This window comes from Streptomyces sp. KL116D (genome assembly GCF_030766975.1).
Taxonomy (GTDB): domain Bacteria; phylum Actinomycetota; class Actinomycetes; order Streptomycetales; family Streptomycetaceae; genus Streptomyces; species Streptomyces longispororuber_A.
Genome location: NZ_JASERH010000035.1, coordinates 111327 through 133323, shown reverse-complemented (window position 1 = coordinate 133323; position 21997 = coordinate 111327). Strand labels below are relative to the sequence as shown.

At 71.3% G+C, this 21997-nt stretch carries 19 protein-coding genes; 7 read left to right on the top strand and 12 right to left on the bottom strand.

What is annotated here, in order from left to right:
• Window positions 1-113: 113 nt before the first annotated feature.
• The gene (locus RBJ77_RS13805; protein WP_372345277.1) at window positions 114-605 is read left to right on the top strand and encodes a DUF6082 family protein; all 492 of its coding nucleotides are present in this window, start codon (window positions 114-116) and stop codon (window positions 603-605) included.
• Window positions 606-699: 94 nt separating this feature from the next.
• Window positions 700-936: a hypothetical protein gene (locus RBJ77_RS13800; RefSeq protein ID WP_255970395.1), complete on the top strand. Its 237-nt coding sequence runs from the start codon at window positions 700-702 to the stop codon at window positions 934-936.
• A gap of 258 nt (window positions 937-1194) precedes the next feature.
• On the opposite strand, the gene RBJ77_RS13795 is transcribed toward RBJ77_RS13800, so the two are convergent.
• On the bottom strand, window positions 1195-2364 hold the full coding sequence (locus RBJ77_RS13795) for a citrate synthase/methylcitrate synthase (protein ID WP_372345276.1): 1170 nt from the start codon (window positions 2362-2364) through the stop codon (window positions 1195-1197).
• A 97-nt stretch (window positions 2365-2461) separates the two neighbouring features.
• Here RBJ77_RS13795 and RBJ77_RS13790 point away from each other — a divergent pair, with 97 nt between their 5' ends.
• From RBJ77_RS13790 to RBJ77_RS13775, 4 genes are all read left to right on the top strand, one after another.
• A complete protein-coding gene (locus RBJ77_RS13790; protein ID WP_372345275.1) occupies window positions 2462-3730 on the top strand; it encodes a citrate synthase in 1269 nt (422 codons plus the stop codon).
• 26 nt (window positions 3731-3756) lie between these two features.
• Window positions 3757-4689 (top strand): sucrase ferredoxin, encoded by a 933-nt coding sequence (locus tag RBJ77_RS13785; RefSeq protein WP_372345274.1) that lies wholly within the window; start codon window positions 3757-3759, stop codon window positions 4687-4689.
• A 77-nt stretch (window positions 4690-4766) separates the two neighbouring features.
• Window positions 4767-6410, top strand: a complete 1644-nt coding sequence (locus RBJ77_RS13780) for an ATP-binding protein (protein WP_372345273.1) — start codon at window positions 4767-4769, stop codon at window positions 6408-6410.
• The gene (locus RBJ77_RS13775) at window positions 6410-7087 is read left to right on the top strand and encodes a response regulator (RefSeq protein WP_372345272.1); all 678 of its coding nucleotides are present in this window, start codon (window positions 6410-6412) and stop codon (window positions 7085-7087) included. The genes RBJ77_RS13780 and RBJ77_RS13775 overlap by 1 nt, the downstream gene beginning before the upstream one ends.
• 189 nt (window positions 7088-7276) lie before the next feature.
• On the opposite strand, the gene RBJ77_RS13770 is transcribed toward RBJ77_RS13775, so the two are convergent.
• From RBJ77_RS13770 to RBJ77_RS13745, 6 genes are all read right to left on the bottom strand, one after another.
• Window positions 7277-8869 carry a cation acetate symporter gene (locus RBJ77_RS13770; RefSeq protein WP_372345271.1) on the bottom strand — a complete coding sequence of 531 codons (1593 nt, stop codon included), beginning with the start codon at window positions 8867-8869 and terminating at the stop codon, window positions 7277-7279.
• The gene (locus RBJ77_RS13765) at window positions 8866-9426 is read right to left on the bottom strand and encodes a DUF485 domain-containing protein (protein ID WP_372345270.1); all 561 of its coding nucleotides are present in this window, start codon (window positions 9424-9426) and stop codon (window positions 8866-8868) included. Before RBJ77_RS13765 ends, RBJ77_RS13770 begins: the two co-directional genes overlap by 4 nt.
• 94 nt (window positions 9427-9520) lie before the next feature.
• On the bottom strand, window positions 9521-10228 hold the full coding sequence (locus RBJ77_RS13760) for a response regulator (RefSeq protein WP_372345269.1): 708 nt from the start codon (window positions 10226-10228) through the stop codon (window positions 9521-9523).
• Window positions 10225-11382: a sensor histidine kinase gene (locus RBJ77_RS13755; protein ID WP_372345268.1), complete on the bottom strand. Its 1158-nt coding sequence runs from the start codon at window positions 11380-11382 to the stop codon at window positions 10225-10227. Before RBJ77_RS13755 ends, RBJ77_RS13760 begins: the two co-directional genes overlap by 4 nt.
• On the bottom strand, window positions 11379-11885 hold the full coding sequence (locus RBJ77_RS13750; RefSeq protein WP_372345267.1) for a DUF1453 domain-containing protein: 507 nt from the start codon (window positions 11883-11885) through the stop codon (window positions 11379-11381). Before RBJ77_RS13750 ends, RBJ77_RS13755 begins: the two co-directional genes overlap by 4 nt.
• 168 nt (window positions 11886-12053) lie before the next feature.
• The gene (locus RBJ77_RS13745) at window positions 12054-14177 is read right to left on the bottom strand and encodes a type IIA DNA topoisomerase subunit B (protein WP_372345266.1); all 2124 of its coding nucleotides are present in this window, start codon (window positions 14175-14177) and stop codon (window positions 12054-12056) included.
• A gap of 439 nt (window positions 14178-14616) precedes the next feature.
• Between RBJ77_RS13745 and RBJ77_RS13740 the strand changes: the two genes are divergently transcribed.
• Window positions 14617-14847 carry a hypothetical protein gene (locus RBJ77_RS13740; RefSeq protein WP_255970357.1) on the top strand — a complete coding sequence of 77 codons (231 nt, stop codon included), beginning with the start codon at window positions 14617-14619 and terminating at the stop codon, window positions 14845-14847.
• A gap of 100 nt (window positions 14848-14947) precedes the next feature.
• On the opposite strand, the gene RBJ77_RS13735 is transcribed toward RBJ77_RS13740, so the two are convergent.
• From RBJ77_RS13735 to RBJ77_RS13715, 5 genes are all read right to left on the bottom strand, one after another.
• Window positions 14948-15778 carry a trypsin-like serine protease gene (locus tag RBJ77_RS13735; RefSeq protein ID WP_372345265.1) on the bottom strand — a complete coding sequence of 277 codons (831 nt, stop codon included), beginning with the start codon at window positions 15776-15778 and terminating at the stop codon, window positions 14948-14950.
• A 162-nt stretch (window positions 15779-15940) separates the two neighbouring features.
• Window positions 15941-17476, bottom strand: coding sequence for an RNA polymerase sigma factor (locus tag RBJ77_RS13730; RefSeq protein WP_255970351.1), 1536 nt, complete (start codon window positions 17474-17476; stop codon window positions 15941-15943).
• 462 nt (window positions 17477-17938) lie between these two features.
• On the bottom strand, window positions 17939-18823 hold the full coding sequence (locus tag RBJ77_RS13725; protein WP_372345264.1) for a FadR/GntR family transcriptional regulator: 885 nt from the start codon (window positions 18821-18823) through the stop codon (window positions 17939-17941).
• 163 nt (window positions 18824-18986) lie between these two features.
• Entirely contained in the window at window positions 18987-21002 is a 2016-nt protein-coding gene (locus RBJ77_RS13720; RefSeq protein WP_372345263.1) for an ATP-binding cassette domain-containing protein, read from the bottom strand.
• 220 nt (window positions 21003-21222) lie between these two features.
• Entirely contained in the window at window positions 21223-21984 is a 762-nt protein-coding gene (locus RBJ77_RS13715) for an NUDIX domain-containing protein (RefSeq protein WP_372345262.1), read from the bottom strand.
• Window positions 21985-21997: the final 13 nt, after the last annotated feature.

Here is a 21997-nt window from a genome sequence, read left to right as displayed (position 1 = left end):
AGCCGCTCGGCACCCTGGGAGACGGCAAGCGCGCCGCCCACTGCTCGCCGGTCTCCGTCTCCGTCGCCCCGCACCCGACGACCGGCGCACGGTCGCCTGAATCGGGGGTTCACATGGCCACAAGGAGTTACGGAGCACGCACTCTCGCCGCCGCGATGGCGGCCGGAGCCACCACGACCGTCGGGTCGCTGCTGGCCCGCCGACGCCGGCACGCCTCACTGACCGAACAGCACCGCCTGCACTTCGACCTGCTGTGCAAGGCGATGGACGATCCCGCCCTGGCCGCGGTCCTCGACACCTACGAGGAGGCCGTGTCGCCGGAGCGGCAGCGGCAGTTCCTGTTCGCCAACGCGCTGTACACGAACGCCCTCTACTTCCACCGCATCGGCGCCATGAGCCGGCGGGAGCTCTACGGTCACCTACGGGTCATCTGCCAGAACCCGATCGTCCGCGACTACTTGGTCGCCACCCGGCACCATCGTGCCAGCCTCGAAGGCACCTCGGACGAGGCCGAGCTCGGCCGGATGGTGGAGCGGCTGCTGCTGGATCTGGACGAGGCCGACACGGACGAGTGGTGGGTGATCGGCGAACCACCCTGCGATTGAACCCAGTTGGCGTATCGCGCACCTACGGTGCACCCCGCGACCGGCTACTGTGTGGCCCGCTTCTGCCAACCCAGTGCCAAGGACCGGGATCCCTTTGAAAATCGTCCGCCGCATCGGCGCGTCTCCCCGCGAGCGCGGTAGCGCCTCCGGGCAGACCTGCCCCGACATCTTCGAGCTCGCCGACGGCAACTTCGCCGTCATCGGCACGGATGCCACCGACAAGCTCGACGCCGAGCTGCCATCCGATGCCGCACGGGCCGACTACGAGCGGATCGTCGTCATCACGCGCGACACTCTGGTGCGGGCCCGGGCGGACATCCCGGAGGCCTGATGGCCACCCACGCCCCTGAACCCGGCAGCGCCTGCACCGACCGAGGTGGACCGTGATCCACATCGCCGTGCCAGGAAGCGGAGGCGGGCCCGACGGTCCGCCTTCCGCCTGACCTGAGCCCGAACCCGAACCGGAACCGGAACCGACCCGGAACCGGAACCGCGCCGGAACCAGAACCGGAACCGGACGAGCTCTACCGCCGTCGAGGCCGGGCACCACCACCGGTGCCCGGCCTCGACCGCGCCCGCCCCGCGCATCTCAGCCGAGCAGCGGCACCGCCACCGGCGGCTCCACCCCCACATACCGCGCCGACGGCCGGATGATCTTCGAGTCCTGGGCCTGCTCCAGCACGTTGGCGCTCCAGCCGACCACCCGCGCCGCGGCGAAGGTGGGCGTGAACATCGTGCGGGGCAGACCGCACAGCTCCATGACCACGCCCGCGTAGAACTCCACGTTCGTGTGCAGCTCGCGTCCGGGCTTGAGCTCGGCGAGGATCGCCTCGACGTGCCGCTCGACCTCCACCGCGAACTCCACCAGAGGTCCGCCGAACCGTTCCGCGATGCCGCGGAGCATGCGGGAGCGCGGGTCCTCCGTGCGGTAGACGGGGTGCCCGAAGCCCATGATCCGGTCACCCGCGAGGACCCGCTCACGAATCCAGGGGTCGATGCGGTCCGGGGTGCCGATCGCGTCCAGGGTGTCGAGCGCGCGGCTGGGCGCCCCGCCGTGCAGGGGGCCGGAGAGCGCCCCGACGGCGCCGACCAGACAAGCGGCGACATCGGCTCCCGTCGACGTGATGACGCGGGCCGTGAACGTTGACGCGTTGAAGCCGTGATCAATGGTTGAGATGAGGTACTGCTCGATGGCCCGGGCATGTGCCTGGTCCGGCTCCGAGCCCGTCAGCATGTAGAGGTAGTTGGCCGCGTACGACAGGTCCGCGCGCGGCTCCACCGGTTCGAGCCCCTCGCCGAGCCGGTGCAGCGCGGTGAGGATGGTGGGGACCACCGCCGTGGCGGCCAGGGTGTCGGCGCGGCGCCGGTCGGCGTCGATGTCGTAGACGGGCCGGAAGCCCTGCGAGGCGCCGAACAGCGAGAGCGCCGTGCGCAGCCCCGCGAGGGGGCCGGACAGCGATCCGGCGTGGGCGACGGCGGGCAGTGCCGCGCGCACCTCGTCGGGCAGTCCGCGCAGCGCCGCGGTCTCGCGGGCGAAGGCCGCCGACCGTGCGGCGTCGGGCAGTTCGCCGTGGATCATCAGGTGCCAGACGTCCTCGAAGCTGCGGGTCTGCGCGAGCTCCACGGCGGAGTACTGGCGGTAGTGGTAGAAGCCCTCGCGTCCCCTGACGTCCCCGAGTGCGGTGTCGGTGACGACGACGCCCGCGAGCCCTCGCGGTACGTCGACGACGGGGGCGGTCGTGGTCCCGTTGATCGGCATGTTTCCTCCCTGGACTTGATTCGACTGTCCATGCTTGACTCAGATCCTGTCAATATTGATTGAATCAATGCCTTGTGATGCGGATACGGTGACGCCCATGACGGATCAAGAACCGGCACCGGCACAGCAGGGCCGTCGGCTGAGCACCAAGGAGACCGCCGAACTGCTCGGCGTGAAGCCGGAGACGGTGTACGCGTACGTGAGCCGCGGACAGCTGGCGAGCAGGCGCGGCCAAGGGCGGCGCGGCAGCACCTTCGACGCCGCGGAGGTCGAGGCCCTCGCCCGGCGCAACAAGCGGGAGGGCGCGCCGGCTTCGAGCGGGAACGAGCTGTCCGTCCGCACCCGGATCACCCTCATCGACGAGGACCGGTACTTCTTCCGGGGGGTCGACGCGGCGGAGCTGGCGACCCGGCACTCCTACGAGGAGGTCGCGGAGTGGCTCTGGACGGGCGTGCTGCGCCCCGGCGTCACCTTCACCGCACCCGGGGAGTCCCTCACCGCGGCCCGGCGCGCCGTGGCGGCCCTGCCCGAACACAGCAGCCCCGTCGACCGGTTGCGGGTGGCCGCCGTCGCCGCCGCGACCGCGGACCCGCTGCGCTACGACCTGTCCGACGAGTCCGTGCTCGGCGCCGCCCGCTCCCTCATCCCGACGCTCGCGGCCGCGCTGCCGCTGCGCAGGCCCACCTACAAGGACGGCGCCCCCATCGCCCGCCGCCTGTGGGGACGGCTGACCCACGAGGAGCCCGACGAGGCGTCACTTCGCGTACTGGACATGGCACTTGCCCTGCTCGCCGACCACGACCTCGCCGCCTCCACCCTCGCCGTCCGGGTCGCCGCGTCGGCGAGGGCGCACGCGTACGCGACCGTCTCCGCGGGCCTGGGCGTCCTGGAGGGGCCGCTGCACGGTGCGGCGAGCGGTCTGGCCCACCGGATGCTCCTGGAGGTCCTCGACCGGGGCAGCGCCGGACCTGTGGTGGCCGACGAGCTGCGGGCCGGACGGCGCGTGCCGGGGCTCGGGCATCGCCTGTACCGGGGCGAGGATCCGCGCGCGCAGGCCCTGTTCGCGGCCCTGGCGGAGCTGCCCGAGGCCGGGCCCGCGCTGGCCGCAGCGCGCGACGTGGTGACGACGACCGCCCGCCACACCGATCTGCACGCCAATGTGGATCTTGCGCTGGCCGTGTTCACCACGTCGTTCCGGATGCCCGCCGAGGCCGGCGAGACGATCTTCGCCGTGGCGCGTACGGCGGGCTGGATCGCGCACGCCCTGGAGGAGTACGGGGAACGGCCCCTCCGTATGCGGCCGTCGGGCCACTACGTAGGCCTGCGTCCGCCGCAGCCACTGCCGTCGCCCACCGGTGAGGAGTGATCGGAGGGCAGGTTAGGCTCCCCTCTGTGAGTACGTGCACGGCCGCTTCGCGGGACCTCGACGAGCCTCTCGCGGGCACCGCGGCCACCGCCCGGACCTGGCTGCTGATCGAGCAGCCCGGCCCTTGGGGCGCCAAGGCCCTGACCTCCAGCCATCTGGACCCCGACGTGGGCCGTGCCCTGGAGGCCGCGGCCGACGGCACCGGAGCGCGGGTCGCGCTCGTCCGGCGGCCCGGGCGGCACGCGGACTGCCACGGACCGGTCCGCCACCAGGTGTACGTGGCCCACACGACGCCCGGGAACGCCTGGCTGCGGAGCACCACCGTCGACACCCCCGCGGAGCTGCTCCAGCTGGACTTCGCCGCTCTGGGATCGGGTGATCACGGCGGCTTCGGCGATCCCCACACCGGCGCGCCGCTCGCCTTCGTGTGCACCAACGGAAAGCGCGACCGCTGCTGCGCGCTCCTGGGGCGGCCGTTGGCCGCCGAACTCGCCCTCTCCGGCGAGCAGGACGTCTGGGAGGTCACCCACCTCGGCGGCCACCGCTTCTCCCCCACCCTTCTGGTGCTGCCGTACGGATACGCCTACGGGAGGGCCTCGGCCGCCGACGTGAAGGCGGTCCTGGACGCGGTGCGCGCCGGCCGGATCGTCACCCAAGGATGCCGCGGCAACTCGGCCTGGGACCGCCCCGGTCAGGCCGCGGAACTGGCGGTGCGCCGGGCGGCCCGCGAGAACGGCGCCGACGCCCTGAGCGTCGTACGCACAGAAGCCGCGCAGGACGCCCAGGACGCTCCCCGGTGGGAGGTGACCGTCGCCCACACCGACGGGCGCCACTGGCAGGTGACCGTCGCCCAGGGCGCGTCCCTGCCGCCCCGCCCGGAGAGCTGCGGCGCCGCTCTCGGCTCACCGGCCCGTATGGATGTCGTGGCTGTGCGTGAGGTTCCCGCGCCACGCGCCTGAGTGCTGCCCGGCGTCGGAGGAGATCCGCGCCACAAGGGCTTCGATCGGGGGCGGACGGGCCCGTACCGTTCGTCACCATGAGCACGACTCCCCCCACCCGCAGACTGCGCTTCGGACTGCCGAGGCGGGTGTTCGCGCAGGTCCTGCTGATGCAGGTGGCGATCGCCGCGGGGGTGGCCGTGCTCGCCACGGGCCTGTTCCTGGCGCCGTTGAGCGACCAGCTGGACGACCAGGCCATGCGCCGGGCGCTCGCCATCGCGCAGACCACGGCCGCACAGCCGCAGATCGCCGCCGACCTGCGGTCGTCGCGGCCGACGGCGGGCGGTCCCGTGCAGACCGAGGCGGAGCGGATCCGGCGGGCCAGCGGCGCCGAGTACGTCGTGATCATGAACAAGGCCGGGGTGCGCTGGTCGCACACCGACCGGGACCAGATCGGCAGGGTCGTCTCGACGGACCCCAGCGAGGCGCTGGCGGGCCACGAGGTGATGGAGATCGACGACGGTACCCTCGGCCGCTCCGCGCGCGGCAAGGTGCCGCTCAGGGGCACGGACGGGGCCATCGTGGGCGCGGTGTCGGTCGGCATCGAGTACGACAGCGTCCGCGCGCGCCTGATCCACGCGATCCCGGGCCTGTTCGCGTACGCGGGCGGGGCCCTGGCCGTGGGCGCGCTCGCCGCCTATCTGATCTCGCGCCGGGTCCAGCGGCAGACGCGGGACCTGGCCTTCTCCGACATCTCCGCGCTGCTGGCCGAGCGCGAGGCGATGCTGCACGGCATTCGGGAGGGCGTCGTCGCGCTGGACCGCGGCGGCCGGATACGCCTCCTCAACGACGAGGCGCAGCGGCTCCTGGGTCTGGACGCGGAAGCGATCGGCCGGCCCCTGGAGGCGGCGCTGGGTCCGGGCCGTACCACCGACGTGCTCACGGGCCGGGCCACCGGCACCGATCTGCTGACCGTGCGCGGCCAGCGGGTCCTGGTCGCCAACCGGATGCCCACGGACGACGGGGGCGCGGTCGCCACCCTGCGCGACCGCACCGAGCTGGAGCAGCTGGGCCGCGAACTCGACTCCACCCGCGGCCTGATCGACGCCCTGCGCGCACAGGACCACGAGCACGCCAACCGGATGCACACGCTGCTGGGTCTGCTGGAGCTGGAGATGTACGAGGAGGCGGCGGAGTTCGTCGGCGAGGTCGCGGGCGCGCACCGGGTCACCGCCGAGCAGATCACCGAGAAGCTTCAGGACCCGCTGCTGGCCGCCCTCCTGGTGGGCAAGGCGACGGTGGCCGCGGAGCGCGGTGTCGCCCTCGCGGTCTCCGCGGACACGGCCCTGCCCGACCGGCTCGTCGATCCCCGTGGGCTGGTCACGATCGTCGGCAATCTGGTGGACAACGCCTTGGACGCGGCGGCCGGTTCGGGCCGCCACGCGCGCGTGGAGGTGGTGCTGATCGCCAAGGGGCGTGCGGCGGTCCTCCGGGTCCGGGACACGGGCCCCGGGGTGCCCGCCGATCAGCGGGAGGCGGTCTTCGTGGAAGGCTGGTCCACCAAGGAGCCGCCGGCGCACGGCAAGCGCGGCATCGGGCTCGCCCTGGTCCGCCGGCTCGCCGAGCGGCAGGGCGGGACGGCCGAGGTGACCGGATCAGCCGGCGGGGGCGCCGAGTTCGTCGTCGTCCTGCCGGAGGCCCTCACCGAACCCGTACCGGCCACGGCTGCCGAGGAGGTCTGATGATCGAGGTACTGGTCGTGGACGACGACGCCCGCGTGGCCGACGTCAACGCCGCCTACGTGGCGAAGGTGCCCGGGTTCCGCGTGGCGGGCAAGGCGCACAGTGCGGCGGAGGCCCTGGAGCGGATCGAGGAGCTGGCCGTCGACCTGGTGCTCCTCGACCACTACCTGCCGGACGAGACGGGCCTGTCCGTCGCCCGTACGGTGCGGGAACGCGGCCACCAGATCGACGTGATCATGGTGACCGCGGCGCGCGACGTGGCGACCGTACAGGCCGCGATGCGCCACGGGGCGCTGCAGTACCTGGTCAAACCGTTCTCGTTCGCGGGTCTCCGCGGCAAGCTGGAGGCGTACGCGGCGCTGCGGCGCACGCTCGACGGCGGTGGTGAGGCCGAGCAGACGGAGGTCGACCGGATCTTCGGCGCGCTGTCCGCCACTCCCGCCCCCGAGCTGCCCAAGGGGCACTCGCCCACCACCGCCGAACTGGTCCGCAGGGCGATGATGGGTGCCGAAGGCCCGCTCTCCGCCCAGGACCTGGCCGACCGGACGCGGCTCAGCCGCCAGACCGCCCAGCGCTACCTCAAGCTGCTGGAGCGGACCGGGCGGGTGCGGCTGAGCCTCAAGTACGGCGACACGGGGCGTCCCGAGCACCGCTACGAGTGGGCCACGAGCCTCTGACCGGGCCCGGTCCCGGAGGCGCCGATCGGACGCGATGGACGGGGCCAGGTCAGCCGGCTCCGGGCAGACAGCTCGGGTCAGACGGCTCCGGTCAGACGGCTCCGGTCAGGCGGCTCAGATCAGGCGGCTCCGGTCAGAGAGCCCCGTCCAGAGAGCCCCGTTCGGACAGGTCCGTTCGGACAGGTCCGTTCAGACAGCTCCGGCGCCCGTGAGCGCCCGTACCTCGGTCTCGGCGTGCTTGGCCTCGTCCGGCGGTTCGGGCGAGGTCACCGTGCCCAGCCAGCCCGCCAGGAAGCCGAGCGGGATGGAGACGAGCCCCGGGTTCTCCAGCGGGAAGTACTGGAAGTCCACCCCGGGGAAGAGGGACGTGGGGCTCCCGGAGACCACCGGCGACAGCACGACGAGCGCCAGCGCGGGCAGCAGACCTCCGTACACCGACCAGACGGCGCCACGCGTCGTGAAGTTCCGCCAGAACAGCGAGTAGAGCAGCACCGGAAGATTGGCGGACGCCGCGACGGCGAAGGCGAGGCCGACCAGGAACGCCACGTTCAAGTCGCGGGCGAGCAGCCCGAGGCCGATCGCGAGCACACCGATTCCGGCCGCGGCGATCCGCGCCACCGCGACCTCGCTGCGCTGCTTCCCGCCCGGCCGCCGCAGCGAGGCGTACAGGTCGTGGGCCACGGACGCCGAGGACGCCAGCGTGATCCCGGCGACGACGGCGAGGATGGTGGCGAAGGCGACCGCGGCGACGATCGCGAACAGGACCGTGCCCCCGGTGGAGTCCGCGCCGCCGCCCAGGTCGAGGGCGAGCAGCGGAACCGCCGTGTTCCCCGCGGCGTTCGATCCCCGCACGGCGTCGGGACCCACCAGGGCGGCGGCGCCGAACCCGAGCACGATCGTCATCAGGTAGAAGCTGCCGATGAGCCCGATGGACCAGACGACCGAGCGGCGTGCGGCGCGTGCGGTCGGCACGGTGTAGAAGCGCGACAGGATGTGCGGAAGGCCCGCCGTGCCGAGCACGAGCGCGAGTCCCAGGCTGATGAAGTCGAAGCGCGCGGTCCAGCTCCCGCCGTACTTCAACCCGGGCACGAGGAAGTCCGACCCGTGGCCGCTGCGTGCGGCGGCGGTACGCAGCAGCTGGTTGAAGTCACCGTGGAAGTGCGCCAGGACGAGCACCGTCAGGGCGATCGTCCCGCCCATGAGCAGGACGGCCTTCACGATCTGGATCCAGGTGGTGGCCCGCATCCCTCCCATCGACACATAGATGACCATGAGCGCGCCCACGCCGACGACGGTCCATGCCTGCGCGGCCCCGCTGGTCCCCCCGAGCAGCAGCGCGACCAGGCTGCCCGCTCCCACCATCTGCGCCACCAGATAGAGAACGGACACGGTGACCGAGGAAGTTCCCGCCGCGATGCGCACGGGCCGCTCCCGCATCCGGGCGGCGACGACGTCGGCGAGTGTGAACCGGCCGCAGTTGCGGACCAGTTCGGCGACGAGGAAGAGCACCACGAGCCAGGCCACGAGGAAGCCGACCGAGTAGAGCAGCCCGTCGTAGCCGAAGAGCGCGATCAGGCCGGAGATACCGAGGAACGAGGCGGCCGACATGTAGTCACCGGCGATGGCGAAACCGTTCTCCATCGGGGAGAACAGTCGGCCTCCGGCGTAGAACTCCTCGGCGGAGCCGTGCCGGTTGCGGCTCACCCAGGTCGTGATGCCGAGGGTGACGGCCACGAACGCGCTGAAGAGGACCAGCGCCAGGGTCTGATGGGTGCCGGTCACCACTGGCCGCCCTCACTCCCGCGGACCCGCCCGGCACCGTGCGGTCTCGCGGAACCGTTCATGCGCGCGGAATCGGCGATGCCACGGGTCATCTCCTGTGTGTCCCACCGCAGTTCGAGCGCCGGCCGATCACGGCGCAGCCGGGCGTGACGTGCGTACAGCCACGTCAGCAGGAACGTGCTGGCGAACTGTCCGAGCCCGGCCACCATCGCCACGTTCACCGAGCCCGCGACCTGCCGGGCCATCAGGTCCGGTGCGCTGGTGGCGGCCACGACGTACGCGACGTACCAGGCGAAGAAGATCGCGACCGCGGGCACAACGAACCTGCGGTAGCGCCCGCGCACCTCCTGGAATGCGGCGCTGCGCTGGACCTCCAGGTAGACCCCCGCCGCGCTCCGCTCCCGCGGCACGGACTGGGCGGGCACGGCGGGCGCCGGTGCGCCCGTGCCGTCCAACTCGCCCCATCCCGAGGCGAGCGCGTCGTACCAGGGATCGCCCGCACCACCGCGATCGCCGGTCCGGGGCTGCGCCGTCTCGCGCCCGTCGTGCTTCTCCACCGAACTCTCCTTGTCCGCGGCCCACTGCGGCCGCGTGCCCAAGGATGGACAGACCGGGAAGATCCCGGACTCTCCTCGCAAGCCCTTCACCCCATTAGGTGATGGACGCCCCCGGCGGCTTCGCGAGTCCGTGCCGGTACGCGTAACGGACCGCCTGGGCCCGGTCCTTGAGGCCGGCCTTCGCGAACAGGTTGTTGATGTGGGTCTTCACCGTCGCCGTGGACACGTGGAGCGACCGGGCGATCTCCTGGTTGGTCAGACCGTCGGCGATCAGCACCAGGACCTCGGCCTCCCGTGCCGTCAGCCCGTCCGGTGGCTCCTTCGGCTCCGGCGCGGCCGACTCGGGCTGCGAGAGTCGCTCCAGCAGCCTGCGCTGGATCTTCGGCGAGAGCCCGGCCTCGCCGGACAGGACGTCCTCCACCGCCCGGACGATCTCGTCCCCGCCGGCGTCCTTGGTCAGATAGCCGCGCGCACCCGCCGTCAGGGCGGGGAAGAGCGACTCGTCGTCCGCGTACGTGGTCAGGATGACGACCTGGGTGCCCGGGTGCTCCGCGCGAATCCGTCTGGTGGCCTCGACTCCGTCGCAGCGCGGCATGCGCAGGTCCATCAGGACGACGTCCGGCGCCAGTTCGCCCACGAGCGCGACCGCTTCCTCGCCGTCTCCCCCGGATCCCACGACCTCGATCCCCGGCAACAGCCCGAGCAGCATCACGATGCCCTCGCGCACCACGGTCTGGTCGTCCACGACCACCACGCGGGCCGGCGGCCTGCCCGCGACGCCCCCCGCGTCGGTCCCGCTCATGCGGGCACCCTCAACCTGACCACAAAGCCCTCCTCGCACGGCCCGGCCTCCAGCGAGCCACCCAGCAACTCGGCGCGCTCCCTCATCCCCAACAGACCGTAACCGGAGCCACTGACAGTGAGTTCGGCGTCCGGCCGGGCCGCGCCCGAATCCTGTACTTCCAGGGCCACTTCGTCGGTCCTGTACTCCAGCCGCATCGCGGCCTTGGCCCCGGGAGCGTGCTTGCGGACGTTCGTCAGCGCCTCCTGGGCGACCCTGCGCACCGCCTGGGACGCCTCGGCGGACAGCGGCTTGCGCGGGCCCTCCACCGCGAGCGTGGCGCCGTCCGAGGAGGCCACCAGCTCCTTGAGGAAGTCCTCCAGCGGAGTCATGTCCCCGCGGAGCGCGGAGAGGGCCTGACGGGTCTCGGCGAGACCGTCCCTGGCCATGCCGCGCGCGGCGACGACCCGCTCCAGGATCTGGTCCCGCTCGGCGCCCCGCTCGATCAGGAGCCGGGCCGCCTCCAGGTGGACGAGCTGGGCGGAGAGGCTGTGCGCCAGGACGTCATGGATCTCGCGGGCGATGCGGGAGCGCTCGGCCAGCGCGGCCGACTCCGCCTCCGCGGCCCGTGCCGCACGCTCCTGCACCAGCAGCCGCTGCGCGTTCCCCCGGGCCTCCGCGTCGAGGCGCAGCACGTAGCCGGACAGGCACAGGCCGACGACGACGACCGCCGTGGTCAGCCACGCGTCGTCGTTGACCAGGACGAATCCCGTCAGCGACACCACGGTGATGGGCACCGAGGCGGCGAGCGGCAACCGCTCGAGCGCCGCGACCGCACAGCCGCACCACAGGACGATCGCGGGACCGACGAACCCGGCCCACTGTGCCAGCAGGGCGATCCCGACCATGGAGCCGAGCAGCCCGATGGAGGGCCACAGCCGGTGGTCGTAGGTGGTGCGCATGTAGGCCCACGACGCGGCGACGCAGGCGAGCAGCAGTACGGGGCTCAGCAGCAGCGCCCAGTCGCTGACCCCGCGCTGGGTGACGGCCGTCCACACCAGCATCCCGATCACGCCGACCCGCACCACTCGGGCGATGATCCGCCGGGCACGGGTGACTCCCTCGCGGGAGAGCGCTTCCCGCGAGGGCCATTCCGTCCAGTGTCTGCGGATCACCCGCGGGCCTCCCACGTCGGCTGCGCGGCAGCTCCAACGTACGCCGGACGCTCGCCGTTGGCCTTGAGCATCACCAGACCGGAGCGGATCAGGAGCGAGACGGCGAAGCCCAGCATGAGGCTCGACGTGCCCAGGTGCACGCCCATCGCCAGACCGATCCCGACGACGGAGCCGCGGGCCGCGATGCCGCCGAGCCAGGCGCCGGCCGTGGCGAAGGTGCCCTTGGTCCACACATCGCCGTGCTCGTCCGCCCAGACGCGTGTGGTGAGGCCCCAGCCGATCCCGATGCCGACGCTCACCAAGAGCTCGACGGTGAGCAGGACGACCGAGGTCGTCACGTGATGCGGGTCCGTCAGGGAGCCGTCCTTGACGGCGAGGACGGCGAGGATCGCGGGCAGCAGCCACCACTTGCGGTCCTGCGACAACCGCTCCGTCCTGAACTGGCGCACCAGGACGAGCACGACGACGGCAACGATCACCAGTGCGGTGGAGAGCCCGGACATGACTGCCTCCGTGGAGCGGTCGGGAGCGAAGTGGTCCAACGCCTTCGACGCTACGGAAATCGGCAGGTCAGGAGATCGGAGCGGAGGTGGATCCGAGGTGGATCGGTCGGCTCCACCCAGGGGTGGAGCCGACCGGGACGGGCCGTGCCGCGGGGCACGGCCCGGCTGCTACGCGTCGATGCGCGAGCGGTCGAGCGTGGCCGCGGAGCTGCTGATGAACTCCTTGCGGGGCGCCACGTCGTTGCCCATCAGCAGGTCGAAGACCTGCTCCGCCGCGTCCAGCTCGCCGATGTTGATCCGGCGCAGCGTGCGGTGACGCGGGTCCATCGTGGTCTCCGCCAGCTGGTCCGCGTCCATCTCGCCCAGGCCCTTGTAGCGCTGGATCGAGTCCTTGTAGCGCACGCCCTTGCGCTGGAACTCGAGCAGCGTCTCCCGCAGCTCGCGGTCCGAGTACGTGTAGACGTACTTGTCCTGGCCCTTCTTCGGCTGGACCAGCTCGATGCGGTGCAGGGGCGGGACGGCGGCGAAGACGCGCCCCGCCTCGACCATGGGCCGCATGTAGCGCTGGAACAGCGTCAGGAGCAGGCAGCGGATGTGCGCACCGTCGACATCGGCGTCGACCAGCAGAATGATCTTGCCGTAGCGGGCCGCGTCGATGTCGAAGGTCCGGCCGGACCCGGCTCCTATGACCTGGATGATCGCGCCGCACTCGACGTTCTTCAGCATGTCCGAGACGGACGACTTCTGAACGTTGAGGATCTTGCCGCGGATCGGCAGGAGCGCCTGGAACTCGGAGTTCCGGGCGAGCTTGGCCGTGCCGAGGGCGGAGTCCCCCTCGACGATGAACAGCTCACTGCGCTCCACGTCGTCGCTGCGGCAGTCCGCGAGCTTCGCGGGCAGGGACGACGACTCCAGGGCCGTCTTGCGACGCTGCGCGTCCTTGTGCTGGCGGGCCGCGATACGGGTGCGGGCCGCGGCGACGGCCTTCTCCATGACGGCCCGGGCCTGTGCCTTGGCGTCCCGCTTGGTGGAGGTCAGGAACGCCTTGAGCTCCTTGGCGACCACGGTGGCCACGATCCTGTTGGCCGCCGAGGTACCGAGGACCTCCTTGGTCTGGCCCTCGAACTGCGGCTCCGCCAGGCGCACCGTGACGACGGCCGTGAGGCCTTCCAGGGCGTCGTCCTTGACGATGTCGTCCTCGGCGACGCGCAGCAGCTTCTGGGAGCGCAGCACCTCGTTCATGGTCTTCGTGAGCGAGCGCTCGAAGCCCGTGACGTGGGTGCCGCCCTTGGGCGTGGCGATGATGTTCACGAACGACTTGATGTTCGTGTCGTAGCCGGTGCCCCAGCGCAGCGCGACGTCGACGCCGAGCTCGCGGGTGACCTCGGTCGGTGTCATCTGGCCGTGGTCGTCGAGGACGGGGACGGTCTCCTTGAAGGTGCCCTGTCCCGTGAGGCGGAGGACGTCGCAGACCGCCTTGTCCTGCGCCAGGTACTCGCAGAACTCGCTGATGCCGCCGTCGAAGCGGAAGGACTCCTCGCCCTTGCTGCCGCCTTCGCCGAGACCGAACTCGTCGCGCACGACGATGGTCAGTCCGGGCACCAGGAAGGCGGTCTGGCGGGCACGCTGGTGGAGGTTCTCCAGGGAGAGCCTCGCGTCCTTGAGGAAGATCTGCCGGTCCGCCCAGTAGCGGACGCGGGTGCCCAGCCGGTTCTTCGGGACCTTCTTGACCTTGCTCAGTCGCGCCGAGGGGTCGAACGGGGCGTCCGGTCCGGGCTTGGAGAAAGCACCGGGAACGCCACGACGGAAGCTGATGGCATGTGTGTGTCCGTTGCGGTCCACCTCGACGTCGAGGCGCGCCGACAGCGCGTTCACCACGGAGGCGCCCACGCCGTGCAGACCGCCGGAGGCCGCGTACGAGCCGCCTCCGAACTTGCCGCCCGCGTGGAGCTTGGTCATGACGACCTCGACTCCCGAGAGGCCGGTCTTGGGCTCGACGTCCACGGGGATGCCGCGGCCGTTGTCCCGCACCTCGACGGAGCCGTCGTCGTGCAGGATCACCTCGATGTTGTCGCAGTAGCCCCCGAGGGCTTCGTCGACGGCGTTGTCGATGATCTCCCAGAGGCAGTGCATCAGACCGCGACTGTCGGTCGAGCCGATGTACATGCCCGGACGCTTGCGTACGGCTTCAAGCCCCTCGAGGACGAGCAGGTGCCGCGCGGTGTAGTTGGAACCGTCCCGGTCTGCTCCGGTCAGCAGCGCTGTGGACGGCACGGACGTTTCGGCGGTCACGCGGTTCGCTCCTCGCTGAATTTCAGATGGGGCCCTTGTGGGTAAAGGGCCGGCGTCGGTCGCCGGTGAGAGGGTACCGAGGCCTGGTAGAGCCGTTGTAACGCCACCCTCACCTCAGACCAGACTAGTCCAGGGTCGCATGTGTGTTCGATCCCTCGATGGAGTGAAGCACACATCACGTTCCCTTCCAGGCATGAACCATTTAGGCTCCGGGCACGTCCTCATGAACAACCGGCAACCCAGCCGGAGGACCGACCTGACGGAACGCGCGAACCCGTAAGACACGTAAGAGACGCAATACGGCACATTCGCCGCCACCCGGCAGCAGCCAGTCGGCCTCGGAGAAATTTTTCGAGGAAAAGCCGCGAGCGGGAACGTTTTCGGCCTGGTTGGATGTTGACCCTGGTACGACAGCTCGTCGAGCTAGAGAAGAGGCGACGTGACTACTGTTCTGACCCCCGCGAGCCCGCTGACGGCCGCTGACCGCTGTGACCGTTGCGGCGCCCAGGCATATCTGCGCGTCGTCCTGATCAGCGGTGGTGAACTGCTCTTCTGCGCCCACCACGGTCGCAAGTTCGAGCCGGAACTCAAGAAGATCGCCGCTGAGATACAGGACGAGACGGAGCGGCTCACCGCCGTTCCGGCAAATGCCGAGACCGAGGAACGCTGACGCCTCGCATCCACGACGAGCCAGCTCCGGCATCAGGCCGGTGACCGGGCGGCCGCCCCCGCACAGGGGCGGCCGCCCGTCCTCGTATCCGCACGAGACCTCAGCCGTGCTGCCGCAGCACCCGCAGCACGTCCGAGACCCGCGTGTAGACGCCGGGGCTGCCCGCGCGTCCGCAGCCGCTCCCCCAGGACACCAGGCCGATCAGCCTGCCCTGGGCGACGAGCGGGCCGCCACTGTCTCCCTGACAGGCGTCCCTGCCGCCGTTCGGTTCGCCGGCGCACAGCATCGACGACGGCAGGTACCGGCCGTCCGAGCTGCCGGGATACGCCTGCTCGCACACGCCGTCGGGGAGCACCTGGACCTGTGCGGCGTGCAGCGTGCGCGCGTAGTCGCCCGCACCGGTCGTGTCGCCCCATCCGTAGACGGCGGCCTCCGTGCCGGGCCGGTACGCGGGGTCGCCCTCCTCGGCCATCGGGATCACGTATCCCCCGGGCAGCGGTGTGGCCAGTGTGAGGACCGCCACATCGCCGGAGTTCGTGCCGCTGTCGTAGTCGGGGTTGACCCACGCGTCACGGACCGGGATCTCGGCACCCTCGGAAGCCCGTAGGTCACTGCGGCCCGCGATCACCTTGAGGTCGCGCACGTGACCGCTCGGCGCGCCGAGCACGTCCTCGCTCATGCAGTGCGCCGCGGTGAGGACCGTCGTCCGGGAGACGACCACGCCGCCGCAGAACTGTCCCGCGCGCGTACCCCCGAACCGGTCACGGCTGGAGAGCGCCACCGCCCACGGACTCTGGGAGGCCTGTACCTGACGGCCGCCGATGACCACGCCGTCCGCGGCTGCGGGCGACGGCGAGGCCAGCGGAACCACGACGGCCGCGGCGAGCGCGGTCAGCGGCGCGGTCAGCGCGCTCGCGAAGGGACGACGCATGCGGGGTCTCCTCACTCTCGGTTGCTAGGGCACACCCAGAGTGATTCAACACCGCCCCGTACGCACCGCGAGGATCCGCTCACAGGCGCGTACGCAGAAGGCCCGGCACATCCCCGCGAACGGGGCGTGCCGGGCCTTCTGACGGCCGTACAGCGGCTGCGACTAGTCGAGGTAGTCGCGCAGCACCTGGGAGCGCGACGGGTGACGCAGCTTCGACATCGTCTTGGACTCGATCTGACGGATGCGCTCACGCGTCACGCCGTAGACCTTGCCGATCTCGTCCAGGGTCTTCGGCTGACCGTCGGTGAGGCCGAATCGCATGGAGACGACGCCCGCCTCGCGCTCCGACAGGGTGTCGAGCACGGAGTGCAGCTGCTCCTGGAGGAGCGTAAAGCTCACCGCGTCGGCCGGGACGACGGCCTCGGAGTCCTCGATGAGGTCACCGAACTCGCTGTCGCCGTCCTCGCCCAGCGGGGTGTGCAGGGAGATGGGCTCGCGACCGTACTTCTGGACCTCGATGACCTTCTCCGGGGTCATGTCGAGTTCCTTGGCCAGCTCCTCCGGGGTGGGCTCGCGGCCCAGGTCCTGGAGCATCTGGCGCTGCACGCGCGCGAGCTTGTTGATGACCTCGACCATGTGCACCGGGATACGGATGGTGCGGGCCTGGTCGGCCATGGCGCGGGTGATCGCCTGACGGATCCACCAGGTGGCGTACGTGGAGAACTTGTAGCCCTTGGTGTAGTCGAACTTCTCGACCGCGCGGATCAGACCGAGGTTGCCCTCCTGGATGAGGTCCAGGAAGAGCATGCCGCGGCCGGTGTAGCGCTTGGCCAGGGAGACCACCAGACGGAGGTTGGCCTCCAGGAGGTGGTTCTTGGCGCGGCGGCCGTCCTCGGCGATGATCTCCAGCTCGCGCTTGAGCTTGGGGGCGAGCTTGTCGGCGTTGGCCAGCTTGTCCTCGGCGAACAGACCGGCCTCGATGCGCTTGGCGAGCTCGACCTCCTGCTCGGCGTTGAGCAGCGGGACCTTGCCGATCTGCTTGAGGTAGTCCTTGACCGGGTCGGCGGTGGCACCGGCGGCGGCGACCTGCTGGGCCGGCGCGTCGTCCTCGTCCTCGTCGGACAGGACGAAGCCCTGACCCTCGGGGGTCTCCTCGTCGCCGCCCTTGGCGGCTGCGGGGGTCTCCTCGGTCGCCTCGTCGTCGAGAAGCTCGTCGTCCTTCTTGGACCCGGTCTTCTTGGCAGCGGTCTTCTTGGCCGTCGTCTTCTTCGCGGTGGCCTTCTTGGCCGTCGTCTTCTTCGCCGCGGCCTTCCTGGCAGGCGCGGTCTCCTCGTCGGCGGCCTCGGCGACCGTCGGCTCGGGGGCGGTCGTGGCAGCGACCTTCTTGGCGGTGACCGTCTTGGCCGCGACGGTCTTGGTGGCGGTGCGCTTGGCCGGACTCTTGGCTGCGACGCTCTTTCGGGGACGCTTGGGCTCAGCGGCACTGACCATCAGCGTCACACCCTCTTCCTCGAGGATCTGGTTGAGGCTGCGCAGAACGTTCTTCCACTGAGTGGCCGGAATCTGGTCGGCTTCGAACGCACGGCGTACGTCATCGCCGGCGATCTGGCCATCAGCCTTTCCCCGCTCAATGAGCGCCATGACAGAGACGGACTCGGCGATCTCCGGCGGGAGCGTACGGGATGTGCTGGCCGACACGAACAACCTCTCGGAACGTTGGAAAACGGCTTCCGGCCCCGTCCACAGTGGACCGGAGCCGACGTCCGCCGACTTGGGGATGGGCCGACGGCGCGGGCGGGGGCCGGGGAGATGGACAGCGCCGCAAGCGGCTGCTGTATTCCCTCCTCGGCTGTCACCTCTTAGGTCATCGCGCTGCCCCGAGGAGCGTTACGCCCAATCTGCGTGGCCCGAGTCACACCCCGTAAGCGGTCAAAAGCAGACGGATACGGGCATAGTCGGTCACGCCGGAGGCTCGCCCCGATCGCCCGGCGAACCCGCGCACGGAACCTTCGGGGAAGTCACGTCCGTGGACGTCACGCGAGACCGTGTACGACCGAGTCGCCGGACAGCGCCCGCCTACACATGCACAGAGCACATGAGAGGGCGCCGTCCGGCGACATCAGGTTCGTACTTCCTCGCTCCGCGGCGGCCTCGGCGCGGTCAGTGCTCGCGGGGGGCCGGCACCACGCGCTCCACCTCGGGGTGGACGGTGAGCAGCTGCCGCATGGCGGCCTCGGCGCCGGTGCCGTCACCGGCCGCGAGCGCGTCGACGATGCGGGCGTGGTGCGCCACCGCCGTCTCGTTCGGGCGGTCGCAGCCGGTGACGGGGCCGCCGGAGACCTGGAGGGCGGCGGACACGATGCCGGAGAGGTGCTCCAGCATGCGGTTGCTGGCGAGCTGGATGAGCAGCGAGTGGAACTCCGCGTCGGCGCGGGAGAAGGTGATCGAGTCCCCCTGCGCGAGGGCGTGCCCCATGATCTCGACCATGTCGGCAAGGCGCTGCTGCACGTCCTCGCGGCCGTGGCCCGCGGCGAGCCGGGCGGCGAGCGGCTCGATGGTCCAGCGCAGCTCGTTCAGCTCGCGGCGCTGGTCGTCGCGCTGCGGACCGAAGGCGCGCCACTCGATGATGTCCGGGTCAAGAAGGTTCCAGTCGCTGACCGGGCGCACGCGCGTGCCCACGTTCGGCCGGGCACTGACCAGGCCCTTGGCCTCCAGGACGCGCAGCGACTCGCGGACGACGGTCCGGGACACCTCGAAGCGCTGCCCGATCTCCTCCGGCACCAGCGGGCGGTCGGCGCCCAGGTCGCCCGAGACGATCATCTGCCCCAGCTGCTGGACGAGTTGACCGTGCAGACCGCGGCCCCGGCTGCCCGCGGCTCGTCGGCTCACCCGGCCCAGATCCTGGTCGGTGCTGTCCCAGACGGAGGGGCCGACGCGGTCGGCGGCCGACTCCGCGTAGGGGTAGCGGTCGAGTTCGCCCGGTCCTGCGAGGCCTGAGTCGGCGGAGCGGGCGGCGGTCATCATGGTGTGCGCAAGGGTACTCACGGAATGTGTTGTCGGCGCCGCCCTCAACTCCCTTGAGGTCTTTGGTGAAAAGCACACGAAAGGGTGATCTCCCCTCTCGCGCCCATTGACGCCTTATCGGAAAGAAATGGGCGTTCCAGAGGGAGTTGCGGGCGACGGCGAACCAGAAGGCGCCGACCCCGCGTCACCGCACCCTGGGACGCAGCAGCATGAACAGATATGCGCAGAGCAGAGCACTGAGGGACAACATCAGTGCTCCCCCCACGGGTTGGGCGATCATCCGCACGCCGGCGGCCACGAACCGCTCGGCTCCGAACGGCCAGTGCACCAGGGCAAGATCACGCAGGCGGGCGGGAAGCCCGGCCGCCGTTCGCACAGATGGACCCTCCAAGGCCTTCTGTACGAGCGGCACGATGACGACGGGAACGGCCACCACGGCGGCCAGTCCGGCCGTCATCGACCGGAACACTCCTGAGGCGAGAATGCCCGCCCATGCGCATGCGGTGACCAGAGCCAGCCAACTCGCGCTCTGCGAAAGCCAGTCGGTGGGAACTTGTGTGAGTTCCTGTCCGTATACGAGGTGGAGCAGCGCGGCATCGCAGCCGATCACGAGGGCGGCCATGAGGACGGCGGTCGCCACGCCGACGAGCAGTTTGGCCGCGAGAAGTCCCAGGCGGCGCGGGACGGTCCCCCGGTCGGCGGCGAGCGCGGGGTGGCGGAACTCGTCGCCGAAGGCGAAGGCGCCCAGCAGTCCGGCGCCCAGCGCCGCGGGCGGCAGCGGCAGTTCCTGGGGCCAGGCGGCGAGGAGGCGTGGCTGCGGCGTGTGGCCGACCCGCGCCAGCAGTACGGAGAGCAGCGCGGAGACGGCGACGACGAGCGCGATGGTGACGTATCCGGTGGCGATGCCGGTCGCGCGGCGCAGTTCGTAGCGCAGTGGGCGCAGGGGGCTGCGGGCGGGGCGGACGGTGATGGGTGGGGGGAGGGGCGAGAGGGCGGGCGGCGCAGCGGGGGCCCCGCCGTTGATTCCTCCGGTTCCCTCGTCGGCGCCGACAGTGCGGAAGCCGCCGAGAAGGCCACGCCCGACCGCGGGCGACTCGGCGGTCGTGTCGGGGAGGGGGACGAACGTACTGGTGGGGGCCGGGGAGTTGAGGGGGTCAGTGACTGCGGGGCCGAGCGCGTCGACTTCGTTGTCAGCGGCCGCGGAGTCACACATACCGGCTGCCGAGCCCGCGCCGGCGTCGCCGTCGGTGACCGGCTGCGCGGTGACGTCGACTGCGCCCGGGCCGCCCGTGGCCTTCTCGCGCCCGGATGCGGCGCCGGCTGAGGGACCCGCGTCCCCGACCTCGTCGGCGAGCTGGTGCACGAGGATGCCGTGCCGGAACGCGGCCTCCCCCACGTCCGCGCAGCTGCTCCCGTACACGGAGAGGCGGCTGCCGTCCTCCGTGACCACCTCCACGGAGCGCTTCGCCGTGCGGGCCTCCTTGGCCAGCAGCACCCCGAGTCGCGCGGCGTGCGGGCTGCGGACGGCGACGCGAGGCCGCAGACGGGTGCGCGCGAAGGCACCGGCCTCCTGGTCCGCGACCACCCGTCCCTCGTCGAGGGTGACCACGCGGTCGGCGGTACGGGCCGCCTCCTTGGGGTCGTCGGTGGTGAACAGCACCGTGCCGCCGAGGGCCGCGTGGGCGCGCAGGATGCCGTGCAGCCACTTGCTCTCACGGATCGACAGGCCGATCGCCGGGCCGTCCAGCACCAGGGTGTGCGGGTCCGCGAGCAGGGCGCAGCCCAGCCCGAGCCGCCGGTCCATGCCGCGCGAGAGGGTGCCCAGGCGCTGGTCGCGCAGGCTCACCAGGCCCACGACTTCGAGCACTTCGTCCGCGCGCTGGACCGGTACCCCCGCCGCCGAGCAGAGCATGCGCAGCTGCCCGCGGACGGTGCGCGCCGGGTGGCCCGGTACGTCGCCGAGGAGCACGCCCACTTCGCGGGCGGGGTGGGCGATGCGATGCAGGGGCCGTCCCCTGAAGTAGGTGATGCCACGGCCCTGTTGGAGTTCGAGCATCAGCCGTACGGCGGTCGTCTTGCCGGCGCCCCGGGCACCGAGCAGGGCCGTGACCCGGCCCGCGTGTGCCTCGAAGGACACGTCGTCGATCGAGGGCGGGCTGTCCTTACGGGCGTTGCTGGTCAGTCCGATGGCCTGGATCATCGCTTCTCTCGCAGGATGGGCGACCGCTCGGCGGCCGGGGCTCGCCCGCCTGTCGGGCAGCGGGCGAACTCCGTGGGTACCGCAGCAAGATAACGCGATATTTCTGGCTTTTCGGGCAGGGTGTGGGCGCGGGTGTCTGCTCGGGCCCACGGCGCGCGCACCGGAGAAACCGGGGTGCCGAGGCCCAGGGCCGAGCAACGGCATCCCAACGGCGAGTTGGTCAGACTTCCGGTCGCAGCATCGGCGGGTTGAGGAGCGTGGCGCCGCCGGCCCGGAAGAGCTGTGCGGGTCGCCCGCCCTGGCGCGTGGTGGTTCCGCCGGTGGGCACCAGGAATCCGGGGGTCCCGGTGACCTTGCGGTGGAAGTTGCGGGGGTCGAGGGCCACGCCCCACACCGCCTCGTAGACCCGGCGCAGCTCGCCCACGGTGAACTCGGGCGGGCAGAAGGCGGTGGCCAGCGAGGAGTACTCGATCTTCGAGCGGGCTCGCTCGACACCGTCCGCCAGGATCTGCGCGTGGTCGAAGGCCAGCGGTGCGGCCTGCTCGTCCTCGCGCCCGTAGCCGACCTGGTTCAGCAACGCCTCGACCGGAGCCCAGCGCACACTGTGCGCGTCACCGCCCGGACGGGGTGCGGGCAGATCCGGGGCGAGGGCGAGATGCGCGACGCTGACCACCCGCATCCGCGGGTCCCGCTTCGGATCGCCGTAGGTGGCCAACTGCTCCAGGTGCGCGCCGTTGTCCTGAGCGGGCGCCGCCGGGTCGTGGGCACACAGTCCCGTCTCCTCGGCCAGCTCCCGCGCCGCGGCCTCCGTCAGGTCCTCGTCGTCCCGCACGAACCCACCGGGCAGTGCCCAACGGCCCTGAAAGGGCGGTTCACCGCGCCGTACGGCCAACGCACACAGCGCGTGGCGACGCACGGTCAGCACGACCAGGTCGACGGTGACAGCGAAGGGCGGGAAGGCCGACGGGTCGTAGGGCGACATGGAACGATCATAG